Here is a 12,914-nt window from a genome sequence, read left to right as displayed (position 1 = left end):
TACCAATAAAACCAGGCTTGCGAGCCTAAAAAATACATCAGATAGCTTAATCACTATTTAAAACCAAATTATAAATATGAAAAAGGATTTAGGGAAATCAAGGCGGCGACTTAGCACACTGCTTGTGCTGATGGCGCTAGGTATTCCGTCCATGAGTTGGGCGCAGCAGAAAAATGTCAGCGGAAAAGTGCTTGATAGTAATAATAAGCCTATCGCTGGGGTAACGGTTTCTGTTCAGAATGCGGGTACACGTGTGGAAACCACTACCAACGCAGATGGTAGTTATACAATCGTAGTTCCGGAAGGAAAGAAGCTTTTATTTAAATCGCTAGGTTTTAGTGCGAAGGAAGAGATTACAGATGGGAAAACTACAATTAATGTTGTCCTTGAAAACGATGATACACAGTTGGAAACAGTTGTTGTTGTCGGTTACGGTACCCAGCGGAAGCAGTCGCTGACTGGCGCTATTGCATCCGTGAAGGGGACGGAAATGAGGCAGACGAAGAATGAAAACCCACAAAATATGTTGGCGGGACGTATCCCTGGTGTTCGCGTATGGCAGAAAAGCGCCGAACCGGGAGCATATAGTGCCAATTTCGATATACGTGGTCTCGGAGCTCCGTTAGTTGTGATCGATGGGGTACCACGTACAAGCGAAGATTTTCAGCGCCTGAACCCGAGCGATATTGAAGAGGTTTCGGTACTAAAAGATGCATCCGCGGCTATTTATGGCGTGCGGTCTGCAAATGGTGTCGTGTTGGTCACAACAAAAAAGGGAAAAGAAGGGAAGACAACAGTCAGCTATAATGGTTCCTATACTTTTCAAAAGCCTTCTGGCATGCCTGTATTGGCCGATGCGATCAGTGCAATGACGATCTACAATGAGAAATCCATGAACAACATCAATGGTGGAAGTCCCGTGTATACCGAAAAAGACTTTGAAGATTTTAGAAATGGAACAAGACGCTCGTCGGATTGGACTTCATTGATCTTTTCAAAATATGCACCACAGACACAACATGACATTAGTTTTTCGGGTGGAAGCAATAAAGTGCAGTACTATATTGGTGGTGGTTATTCCTATCAACAAGGCTTCTTTAAATCGGGTGATCTCAACTATAATAAATACAATTTGCGTTCGAATATCTCCGCAGAACTGGCCAAGGGATTGAAATTGGATTTGAACATCAGTGGGATGGCCGATCAACAAAATAGTCCCTACACAAGTTCGGTTGACATTATTCGAAACTATTGGAAACAAGGCATGTTGTTTGCCGCGTATGCAGATCCCGAAAATACCTTGTTAAATTATGAAGGTCTAGATTTGGAGCAAAATACCGTGGCGATGATGGATGCGGATATTTCTGGTTATCGCAAATTCAAAAAGAAAACCTTTCAGTCCTCAGCTGCATTGAATTATGACCTGAGTAATTTATCTCCGATTCTTCAAGGGTTTTCCGCAAAGGCATTGATTGGTTATGATTATCGTGCAGATAACAATTCCATGTTCAGAAAGGAATATTATCAATATGCGTTTAATAAAACGACCAATAAATATGATCAGAAACTCTATAATTTGAGTAGCCCAAATCAAATGAAACGGGAGTTTTTTGATAAACAACAGGTCTTAGGTCAATTGATATTGAATTACGATCGTACGTTTGGCGATCAGCATAAAGTATCGGGACTTGTGGGATGGGAATCACAAAAGAACGACGGCGATAACTTCTATGGCCTGAAAAATCTTGCTTTTGGTTCTGACCAATTGCTCGCAGGTGTAGAAGATGGCCAAATGACCTCCATGTATGGTGGTATCAGTGATTATTATAACGAAGCAAAGTCGGCCCTATTCGGGCGGGTTAATTATGATTTTGCGGGTAGATATATTGCCGAATTCCAATTTAGATATGACGGCTCCTCCCGTTTTGCCAAAGGGCATCAATGGGGATTTTTCCCCTCGGCTTCTTTGGGATGGCGGATATCCGAAGAACCATTTTTCAAATCTATTGACGCGCTTTCCTTTGTCAATCAACTAAAATTCCGGGGTAGCTATGGCGTGCTAGGGGATGACTTATCCTCTTCTTGGGATTTTGGTTGGGTACCCGGCTATGTTTATCCTGCGACGAGCGGAAATGCTGAAAATGGCTACAATAATCAATATGCACCAGGATATATTTTTGGTGATAAATATATCACAGGCGTGAGTCGGAAGGCTATCGCCAACGAATCAATTACTTGGTATAAAGCGAAAACATTCAATGTTGGTTTAGATTTCGAGGGATGGAATGGGCTGTTTGGTTTTACATTGGACTATTTTGAACGCACACGATCGGGGCTATTTCAACGTCGCACGAGTGAATTTCCAACCGTGATCGGTGCAACGGCTCCGATGGAAAATGCTAATAGCGATCGCCATATGGGATTAGAATTGGAACTGAAGCATCGCAATAAAATCAACGATTTCTCATACAACGTTCGAGCAATAGCGACTGTGACCAGAAATAAGTACCTGACCGCCGTCCAAAATGGCCCCTATAAAAACTCGTATGACCGTTGGCGCAATGACAACTTCAACAATAGATATCAAGGGATTCAATTTGGTTATGAATCGGCTGGAAGATTTGAGAATTGGGAAGATATTTGGACTTACCCGATTTATAAGGAACGTGATGTCTTACCTGGAGATTATAAATACCTGGACTGGAATGGAGATGGCGAAATTAACGGTCAGGACGAACATCCTTTTGCATTCGACCAGACTCCGTGGCTCAACTATAGCATGAATCTCGAAACCGCTTACAAGAATTTCGATATGAATATATTGTTTCAAGGATCGGCTTTGGGTTCTATGGAATACAAAGAACCACTTTATGCGATCTGGGGATCGAATGGTGGCGGAACGTTGGAGCAGTATCTTGATCGTTGGCATCCTGTGAATCCTTCCGCTGATCCCTACGATCCGGCGACAGAATGGGTAAAAGGATACTATGGTTTTACAGGTAGATACCCAAAATCAAACTCTGAATTCAATCGGGTGAGTACATCCTATTTACGCTTAAAAAGTATAGAATTGGGCTATACCTTTTCAAATTTAAAACCTTCATCATCCATGCGCCTCCGTGTTTATGCCAATGCCTATAATTTATTCACGATTACAGGTGTACGATTTGTGGATCCTGAGCATCCTGATGATAACCTAGGTCGTATGTATCCGTTGAACAAGACTTATTCACTGGGTTTATCACTTACTTTTTAGCATTCACTAAAAAATATTACAATGAAAAAAATACTCATTATACTATCACTAGTTGGCTCAATCGGACTTACAGGTTGCGCTGATCTAGATATTACACCAAAAAATATTGTAACGGATCAAGACCTATTGAATACACCAGCTGGTATGGATATTTATATGGCCAGGATGTACAGCTTAATGCCTTTTGAAGATTTCAAATACATGGCACAATGGGGGATTGAATTCAATGGCTGGTTAGCAGCCATAGGCATTGAAGGAACCGGTGAGGCTGTGACCCGGGATGGTATCAGCACCTCTTTTACCGGTGAAAGGACCGCTTATTGGGGAAGAGCATTTGAATTGCTCCGTGATGCCAACCATCTGATTGAAACCTTGCCCAATTACCGGGACAAATTCTCAGAAGAACTTTATAATCATTACTTGGGAGAAGGATATTATGTCCGAGCGACCGTATTTTATGCGATGGCTAGACGTTTTGGGGGAATTCCTTTGGTGACCAAGGAACTACAATACCCGAATACATTGGAGAACTTGGAGATACCCCGTTCGAGTGAAGAAGATACCTGGAATCAGATCTTGAAGGATTATGATGAAGCAATCAAATTAATGCTTCCAAAAGGCCCTAAATCTGGCTATTCCAATAAATATGTTGCGCTTTCTTTTAAATCAGAGGCGATGCTCTATGCGGGTAGTGTGGCCAAGTACAACGAAACGGTTTCTGGTCGACTGACAGGACTAGGTCGAAAAACGGGTGTCCGCGTCATCGGATTTGACGCCAGCACAGCAAAGGCAGCATCACAGAAGTATTTTTCAGAAGCTTATTCGGCTGCACGGCAGGTGATGACAGCAGGGGGCTATTCACTCTATAAAAAGAAATGGGCAGCGAACGATAAGGAGGCACAATATCAAAATATGGTGGATATGTTTAGTGACCTCAGTAGTCCTGAAAATATCTACGTCAAAGAATATGTCTATCCAACGTTGACACATAGTTTTGACGCCTTTAGCTCGCCTTTCACGTTTAGATCTCCACTTTCGGCGGGTACCTGTCCTACAGTAGATTTTATGGAATTGTTTGATGGATTTGACAAGTATTCGGATGGAACAGTCAAAGTGACCACTGGACAAAGCAACAGGGAAGGGGAATATAAGCTGTACGACAAACCGATGGATTTCTTTAAAAATGCTGAGCCTCGATTACGTGCCTATGTTATTTTTCCGGATGATATTTTCAAGCAAAGAAAAATGGATATACGAGCAGGGGTTTATACTGGTCAAACTCCTGTAAAGCCTCTGTTTACAGATTATTCCTATGCAACAGCTGACACGCGCTATCAACAGTTGGGTGCCTACACAGGATCACCAAAAACCTTGTATCTGAGTCCAAGAGATGGTAGCGGACAACAAACAGTGGATTACAATGGACAAAAAATGAATGCCGCTGGCAACGAAGGACCATTCTTTGATAATGGTGAAGCAACCTTAACAGGCTTTTATGTACGTAAATGGCTCAATACAAATCCAGCAAAAGAAGTTGGAGAAGGGAAATCTGACCAACCTTTTATTTTGATGCGTTACGCGGAGGTATTATTGAATGCCGCCGAAGCAGCCGTTGAACTCAAAATGTTGGGCGCTAGTCCGACAGATGGAAGCGACCTGCTGCAAACAGCGACGACTGCGGTCAATGAAATTCGTACTCGTGCGGGAGCAGATCTTTTAGCAGGCACGATTTCAGGAGATAATACAGGCCGAGATATTGTTCGAAGAGAGCGTCGCAAGGAACTAGCATTTGAACATAAGGCGAAATGGGATTTACGTCGCTGGCGCGTGCTGCATTTTGAAGGTCGGGACGGTTTCTGGGGAACACAAAAGGATAAAAATCTATACAGTAACAACGAGAACTTTAGGTTCAGAGGATTGTATCCGTTTTTTTCCACAGCAACAGGGAAATACTTCTTTGATGCACGCTTCCAATGGGTAAGCACCAAAACGTTTCGGTACACACCTGTAGACTATTATTTTGAAATACCAGGTGACGAGGTGGCTAAAAGTCCAAAAATAGATCAGCAGCCTAATCGATAGATAAGAAATTGTGCTGAGCATGTTCATGTTCCAGCACAACTTGTCGGGAAGGAGTGAAATTTAATAAAGCAATAACTGGTGGAACTAAATTCTAAAAGTCCAAGCCACCATTAAACGTATAAAAAATGAAAAATAGCATTTTAAGCGCACTGGGTATACTATGTATGTTGAGTTCGTGTAGTCTTTTTGAGGCAGATAACTACGAGGCCCCCGCCGTGGAATTGAAGGGCATAGTCGTCGACGCACAAACGGGGGCACCGGTATTGACCGATCAGGGTAGTGAAGGCATCCGCGTTCGATTGACCGAGCTTAGTTGGGGAGATAATGTGGAACACAATCCTGACTTCTATTGCATGCCTGACGGAACATTTCAAAATACTAAACTGTTTAAGGGAAATTATAATATCACTGTTGATGGCCCATTTATCCCTTTGGTACGCACAGACGGAGACGGTAAGGTACTGTCAGACGATAGCAAAAATATGGAGCTGAATGGTTCACATGAAATAAAAATGGAAGTTCACCCCTTTCTTAAAGTGGAATGGGTTGGCGATCCAGTTGTTGAAAATGGAAAGATAAAAGCGAAAGTCAAAGTCACCCGTGCTGTAACTGAGCAGTTTTTTCGTGATAAGATCGAGCCACTAGGAAATTACAATCCAGATTTTTTAAATGTTACAGATATACAGCTCTTTGTTAGCTATTCCGCTACGGTTGGATATCGTGCACGAGATGAACGCTGGTCGAGCAAAATCGAATACAATGGCGATAGCTTCAAGACAAAGTTAGGGCAGGTTATTGATATAGTGTCTACTGGCGAAATTCCGAAAGGACGTACGGTCTTTGTTCGTGCAGCCTCCCGTATCAACTATGATACTCCGCGTGGAACGGGCAATCGTAGGTGGAACTACAATGAAGCCAAACGAGTAGATATCCCATAAGAGAATCAATACACATGTTGAACCGTCCTGTTTAAACTCTCATGGATGAAAATGAATCTTAAATAAGGTCGGTTCCATTTGGGTAAATCATAAAAAGAACCAACCTGTTCATTTAAAATAACAATTACAGATGCTCAATCAATAATTATTTCTAGGTGAAAAACAAACAATAGATTATGATAAAAACGAATATACTCGCTTTATTGTTGCTGGCTGCGCTCACAGCGACCGCCCAAAAAGGAGATCCTGTAAAGACGACCTTTCAGAGTTCCCGAGAATGGCGTCCGACAATTGACAACCGTGCAGATGCTGTCATGATATATGGAACCGGGGGGAACCCTTCCGACAAATCCCGAAAAATTCCATTTGAAGAACGGGTAAAATCCTGGCGTGATAGGGGATATATTACGCATTTTATGACGGGTATTGCCTGGGGGGAGTATCAGGATTATTTTACGGGAAAATGGGATGGGAAAATGCACCTGGATGAGGGACAGGTCGATGTAAAAGGTGATACCATCTGGCATGGTCACATGGTGCCTTATATTGTCCCGACTGAAAATTATTTGAAATACATCAAAGAGATGCATGTCAAACGTGTTATTGATGCGGGGATTGATGCCATTTTTATGGAGGAACCCGAATTCTGGGCAAGGGCAGGTTATAGTGAATCATTTAAGAAGGAATGGAAAAAGTATTACGGTTTTGATTGGCGCCCACAGCACGAGTCGCCTGAGAATACGTACTTATCCAATAAATTAAAGTATGCTTTGTACCTCAATGCACTGAATGAAGTCTTTACTTACGCCAAATCTTATGGGAAAACCAAAGGGATGGATGTAAAATGCTATGTGCCCACACATTCGTTGATCAATTATTCACAATGGATGATTGTCAGTCCTGAGGCAAGCTTGGCCTCGCTACCCTGTGTTGATGGATATATCGCACAGGTATGGACGGGGACTTCACGTGAACCCAATTATTTTAATGGTGTGGCGAAAGAACGGGTTTTCGAAACGGCATTTTTAGAGTACGGCGCAATGGAATCCATGACCGCACCGACCGGAAGAAAGATGTTTTTTCTGACGGACCCGATAGAAGATTGGCCTCGTGACTGGGCAGATTACAAGAAAAACTATCAGGCGACTTTTACCGCACAGCTTTTATATCCGAATATTGCCGATTATGAAGTCATGCCCTGGCCCGAACGAATCTATGAAGGATTGTATAAAACAAGCGCCAAGAGTGACCAAAAAGAAAAAATACCGCGGCATTATTCGACCCAGATGCAGGTGATGATCAATAGTCTGAATAGCATGCCCAAAACGACCAGTAAAGTGTCCGGATCGACAGGGATCAGCATTCTGTTGGCAAATTCACTGATGTTCCAACGTTTTCCGACACATGCCGGATACGACGATCCACAATTGGCCAATTTTTACGGACTTGCTCTTCCGTTCTTAAAACGTGGTGTTCCCGTTAAAACAGTTCACCTGGAGAATTTAGCGGTCAAGAATGCCTTAGCTGAGACAAAGGTGCTGTTGATGTCGTATTCCAATATGAAGCCCTTAGCTCCCGAGGCCCATCAATATCTTGCGGACTGGGTAAAAAATGGGGGCGTACTTATATATTGTGCGACGGATCTCGATCCCTTTCAATCCGTCCAGGAATGGTGGAATACAAATGGCAACCAATATCAAAGACCATCAGATCATTTATTTGAAAAAATGGGCTTGCGGGACGGAATGGCTAAGGAGGGGCAATATAGCTACGGAAAAGGTACTTTCTATGTTTTGCGTTCAGATCCCAAAGAATTTGTTGTCAAGCCGAACAACAGCCAGAAACTATTGGACCTGACTAAAAGTCTTTACGATGTTAGGAGCAAATCTGGGAAACTTCAATTTAAAAACTATTTTACATTGACAAGGGGTATCTATGACCTGATCGCTGTATTGGATGAGAGTGTGAGCAATCAGCCTTATCAGGTTAAGGGGAATTTAATCGATCTTTTTGATCCGACTCTACCAATTGTTACCTCCAAAAATATCCAACCGAATGAACAGTGCCTGTTTGTCAATATAGATCATGTTGTAAATAAACAAAAGCCGCAGGTATTGGCATCGGCAAGTCGTATTTACGATGAAAAATCGACGGGCCATCAATACTCATTTACGGCTAAAAGCCCGATCAATACCACAAACATTTCACGGATATTATTACCCGGCAAACCAAAGAGCCTTGTCGTGGATAAAAAGGAAGTTTTTGCAGAAGCAAATTGGGATACGAAAACAAAAACCTATCTGCTGGAATTTGAAAATAGCCCCGAGGGTGTATACGTGGATATCAAATGGTAGCATGTTAGATCGCTTGAATTTTAGTATGATGAAAGAGCGTGTGCTGGCCATATAAAATATCAAACACGATGCGGTAAACTTGGGACGAAATAAGCCTTAGTTGCCGTATCAGATAGCAAAAAACCAGATTCGAGAGAATCTGGTTTTTTTGTGGATAACTGAATTCAGAATACCAGTATGAAGCTGTTTCAAGTCAGGTTCTTTGCGATCGTTTCAATCAGATAGCTACAATGATCCGCGGTTAAATTTTCAGTTCGAAGATGAGTACATCTTTAATGGAAATCGCGATTCTAACCGAAGCTACCATCCGAAAAGAATATTACTTCGATTGCGATTCCTGGAATTCCGTCGGGCTGAGTCCAAATTGTTTTTGGAAATTTCGGGAAAAATGTGTTGCCGAGCTATAGCCTAATAAATTGGAAATTTCGTAGACTTTATATTGTCGTAAACTAAGCAGTTCCGCCGCTTTCCGAAGCCTGGTCAGATTGATTAGTTCATTTGGAGAGAGGCTCGACACCATATTGATTTTTCGATACAGTGTTGGTCTACTCATGCAGAGTATATCCGCCATTCTATCGACATTAAATTGCGGGTCATCCAAATGTTGCATAATGATTTCCTCTATCCTGAGCAGGAAATCCTGATCGTTTTGGTTCTGTCCGATTTGCTGGATTTGAGACATCGGATTCTTGATGAAAAATTCCTTAACTTTAATCCTATTTTTTAGCAAGCTGGCAATTTGTGCCCGTAAAAATGCGGGCGAAAAAGGTTTTTCGATATATGCATCAGCACCATATTCCAGGCCTTGAATCTTTGATTCTATACTGTTTTTTGCTGTTAATAGAATAACAGGAATATGTGCGTAAGCGATGTTTTCTTTAATTTTTTGGCAGAGTTCATAGCCATCCATTTCGGGCATCATCACGTCGCTGATGATCAAATCAAAGTATTCAGATGCAAGTAGATCCAAGGCCTCATTTCCATTTGTACTTGTGGTGATATGGTAATCCTCATTGAGGTCATCTGCAATAAATTCAAGTAATTCAGCATGGTCATCTACCACTAATAAATTGGCTTTTGCATTCATAATTATTGGTTTGAGTTGTGGTTTAGTGGTAAAGTTAAGCGGAATACATTCCATTGAAAATTTTCAACATCATACACTAAACTGCCCTGATGTTTTAAAACCAGGGATCTGGTTAACGCCAGGCCTAAACCACTGCCTGGAATGTTCTTGTTTTGTTTTAAGCGATTGAATGGTTCGAAAATTCTTTCCCTTTCCTCCGAAGGAATTAATGCACCGTCGTTTTTCACCGTCAATATAGCAATATTTTTCTGTTTATCCAGCTCTAAATTCACTTCAATGACCTTTGATGAGTACTTTAGGGCATTATTGAACAAGTTATAACAGATCTTTTCAAAAGCATCTATCGCAACCGAACCAATGATGTCAGGCCTGATTAAAACCTGCATACTCTTCCCTTGCGCTTGGATAGTGACACCAAAATCGTTGCTGATTTTTTGCACCGTCTGGCTAATATTTGCCAGCTCAAAATGTAATTTAAAACCCTCGGTTTCGACCTGTCTAAAATCCAGTAACTCATTACTGAGTGCAATTAGTTTTTCCGTATTGTTCTGCATGGTCAAAAGCAGCTTATCTGTTACGGGATTGTGTTCGACTTTGTCCATGAGTTTTTCCAAAGGCGCCTTAATCAATGTTAATGGTGTACGTATTTCATGGACTACATCCGTATAAAAATTGATTTTCGCCCGATAGAGCTCCTGTTCCCGAAGATTCTGCACTGTCAGCAAATGTTGGCGGTTACGTTGTTTTATCTTTTCATTAAAATGATAAATAATAAATATAATCAGGCCAATGAGAATGAGCGCATAGCAGATATACGCTGGTATGCTTGCCCAAATAGGCGGCAGAATAACAATTTTAAGACTTGCAGCAGTGGGGATGACATTTCCATTGGGATCTTCAGCTTTGACGGTAAAAACATAACTCCCCGGTGCGAGTTTAGTGAAATACACCCGTTGATTGCCGGTGATATCAACCCAATTGTTATCAAGACCTTCCATCTTATAGCTGTAATGAACAGAATGGGGGGCCTGATAATGAAGTGCCGCCACATCGAGACTAAACGATGATTCATCATGTTTCAATTGAATCTTATCCGTAAATAAAATGGATTTCGAAAGTATATGCCCGTCTGTATACTGATTGATTGCTCTGTTATTGATGTAAAGGTTGGTGACATAGATCGGGATCCGGGTATTGTAATTGATCTGATTGAGTTTTTTTGGATCGAAACGGATCAAACCATTGATTGTGCCAAAGTAAAAACGACCATCGCCATCGTCAAATGCAGAATTGTAATTAAACTGAATGGAAGGTAGGCCAGATTCCAGGTTGAAAATCCTTTTTTTTCCATTCGATAAATGATAACGGACGAGCCCTTTGGAAGTACTTACCCAAAGATTGTTTTGCTGGTCTTCGAGAATCGCCAAGATCACATTACTGGGCATTCCTTCTTTTATACCAATCTTTTCAAAACCTTCACCTGTGGGAAGTTTTTTTGCCATACCACCTTCTGTGGCAATCCAGATTTGTTTTTTAGAATCTTCAAATAGACTATTGATGCGGTTGTTGGGGAGAGAGCTCGGATTGTCCTTTTGATGCGTATAATGCTTGAGATCTCCATTATTAGGATTATAGCAATATAAGCCATCTCGCCAGGTACCCAGCCAGATATTTTCCTGTTTATCTTCAAGCACGGTCGTATAAAACATATATTCCGGAACGTTGCGCATCAAATGAAAGGATTTTTTGGCGAAATCAAAACGATATAAACCTCGGGTGGAAGCTGCCAAAATTTCGCCCTTCGTAGTTTTATACAGGTAAAAGAGAAAATTACTCTGTAACTCGGGATTAGGGGAACTATTTCGATCGATATGGTAAACAACTTTTTCCTGTATGGGATCGAAAATATCTAAGCCATTGACGAAAGTTCCGACCAATAATTTATTGTCATAGGGCAGGATGCCATGAATATTATTGTTGGCCAGATTTCCCTTTTTCTCAGAGAAATTTTGAATCTGTCCTGAGCTGGGATCTAACTTGGATAAACCACCATTTTCGGTTCCGATCCAGACCTTGCCTGTCGAATCTTTGGTTATGATACGTACAACAGAACCTTTTAGGCTACCAGGTTTGTCCTGAGGTAAAAACTTTTCGATAATGCTGTTGTTCTTGTGATAGTAGTTGACTCCACCAAAGTAAGTACCGATCCAGATTCCTTGATCTTTGTCCTGCAGGATATTGTAAACCGCGTTGTCGGAAATACCCCATGGATTTTCCTGTTCTTTCTGAATATTGATAAAGCTCTGGTCAGCAATTTGATAAATAAATAATCCTGATTCGGTCGCAAACCAATATTCAGTATCATTCGGCTGGAGGATATCGCGGACATAGAGAAATTGCTTTAGTCGCTCTGGACCAAGCATAGATTTTAAAGTTTTTTCCTTAAAATCGTAAACATAAACGCCAGATTTAGAGGTGCCGATCATGAGTTCCCCTTTGCGGTTCTCTGTGATTTTTTCTATGCTGAACCAATCTTTTGAACCATATTTTACCTGAAAATCCAACAGGAGTGAGGGCTTATCCGAACTATTGATCTGGAAGATTTTACCTTCTGGAGTACCATAGAAGATGGTCCCATTTTTTGTACAGCTTACTGCGGTAATATAAAGATCAGATGTGGTAATCTGTTTGATTTCATTGTTGATCAGATTGTGGTAGTAAAGCATCCCATTGGATATAAACCAGATCCTTTTTCTTTGGTCCGTAATGATAACGGGTACATCTGCATGCTCAAACTGTTTGCTTAATAACTTAAACTGTTCGTCGACAGGATTGTAACAATAGATCCCCTGATCGGTTCCTATCCAGATTCTTTTTTTGAAATCCTCTTTCAGGGAGATAATGTTATTGCCCCCTAAACTATTCTTGTCAGAAGCCGAGGCATCAAAATGTTTGAAACTATTTCCATCAAAGCGATTTAAGCCATCCTTCGTGCCAAACCAAAGAAATCCATAGCTATCTTGCATACTACAGATCACTGCATTGTTTGAAAGCCCCTCATTAATCTGATAATGGTTGAAGTAATAGGGCTGTGCCTGGATCAGAAAAGGAAACAGCAACAAGAAAGATAGAAAACGGACCGGCTTAAGGTTGATCATGATCATTTGGTTATTGATACAAAATAGCTCAAAATTGAA

General features: G+C 41.3%; 6 protein-coding genes. 4 read left to right on the top strand and 2 right to left on the bottom strand.

Annotated features, from left to right (window positions below):
* Nucleotides 1-76 precede the first annotated feature (76 nt).
* The 4 genes from DFQ12_RS08580 to DFQ12_RS08565 all read left to right on the top strand — a co-directional run bounded on the left by DFQ12_RS08580 (nucleotide 77) and on the right by DFQ12_RS08565 (nucleotide 8,630).
* Entirely contained in the window at nucleotides 77-3,256 is a 3,180-nt protein-coding gene (locus DFQ12_RS08580; protein ID WP_120258521.1) for a SusC/RagA family TonB-linked outer membrane protein, read from the top strand.
* A gap of 21 nt (nucleotides 3,257-3,277) precedes the next feature.
* Nucleotides 3,278-5,338, top strand: coding sequence for a RagB/SusD family nutrient uptake outer membrane protein (locus DFQ12_RS08575; RefSeq protein WP_120258520.1), 2,061 nt, complete (start codon nucleotides 3,278-3,280; stop codon nucleotides 5,336-5,338).
* A gap of 125 nt (nucleotides 5,339-5,463) precedes the next feature.
* Nucleotides 5,464-6,276, top strand: coding sequence for a DUF3823 domain-containing protein (locus DFQ12_RS08570; protein ID WP_120258519.1), 813 nt, complete (start codon nucleotides 5,464-5,466; stop codon nucleotides 6,274-6,276).
* A 176-nt stretch (nucleotides 6,277-6,452) separates the two neighbouring features.
* On the top strand, nucleotides 6,453-8,630 hold the full coding sequence (locus DFQ12_RS08565) for a hypothetical protein (protein WP_208642468.1): 2,178 nt from the start codon (nucleotides 6,453-6,455) through the stop codon (nucleotides 8,628-8,630).
* A 319-nt stretch (nucleotides 8,631-8,949) separates the two neighbouring features.
* Here DFQ12_RS08565 and DFQ12_RS08560 read toward each other — a convergent pair whose 3' ends face one another.
* Both DFQ12_RS08560 and DFQ12_RS08555 read right to left on the bottom strand, forming a co-directional pair.
* The gene (locus tag DFQ12_RS08560) at nucleotides 8,950-9,717 is read right to left on the bottom strand and encodes a response regulator transcription factor (RefSeq protein ID WP_120258518.1); all 768 of its coding nucleotides are present in this window, start codon (nucleotides 9,715-9,717) and stop codon (nucleotides 8,950-8,952) included.
* Nucleotides 9,718-9,719: 2 nt separating this feature from the next.
* The gene (locus DFQ12_RS08555) at nucleotides 9,720-12,875 is read right to left on the bottom strand and encodes a ligand-binding sensor domain-containing protein (protein WP_167457212.1); all 3,156 of its coding nucleotides are present in this window, start codon (nucleotides 12,873-12,875) and stop codon (nucleotides 9,720-9,722) included.
* Nucleotides 12,876-12,914: the final 39 nt, after the last annotated feature.

It is taken from the genome of Sphingobacterium detergens (genome assembly GCF_003610355.1).
In the GTDB taxonomy this organism is placed as follows: Bacteria; Bacteroidota; Bacteroidia; order Sphingobacteriales; family Sphingobacteriaceae; genus Sphingobacterium; species Sphingobacterium detergens.
Note: the sequence above shows the minus strand (reverse complement) of the source record. Positions and strands in the feature narration are given on the sequence as shown.

What these genes read in the sequence shown, in the direction of transcription:
- DFQ12_RS08570 (WP_120258519.1), top strand. Translation starts at nt 5,464, where the DNA reads ATGAAAAATAGCATTTTAAGCGCACTGGGTATACTATGTATGTTGAGT.
- DFQ12_RS08560 (WP_120258518.1), bottom strand. Translation starts at nt 9,717, where the DNA reads ATGAATGCAAAAGCCAATTTATTAGTGGTAGATGACCATGCTGAATTA.
- DFQ12_RS08565 (WP_208642468.1), top strand. Translation starts at nt 6,453, where the DNA reads ATGATAAAAACGAATATACTCGCTTTATTGTTGCTGGCTGCGCTCACA.
- DFQ12_RS08580 (WP_120258521.1), top strand. Translation starts at nt 77, where the DNA reads ATGAAAAAGGATTTAGGGAAATCAAGGCGGCGACTTAGCACACTGCTT.
- DFQ12_RS08555 (WP_167457212.1), bottom strand. Translation starts at nt 12,875, where the DNA reads ATGATCAACCTTAAGCCGGTCCGTTTTCTATCTTTCTTGTTGCTGTTT.
- DFQ12_RS08575 (WP_120258520.1), top strand. Translation starts at nt 3,278, where the DNA reads ATGAAAAAAATACTCATTATACTATCACTAGTTGGCTCAATCGGACTT.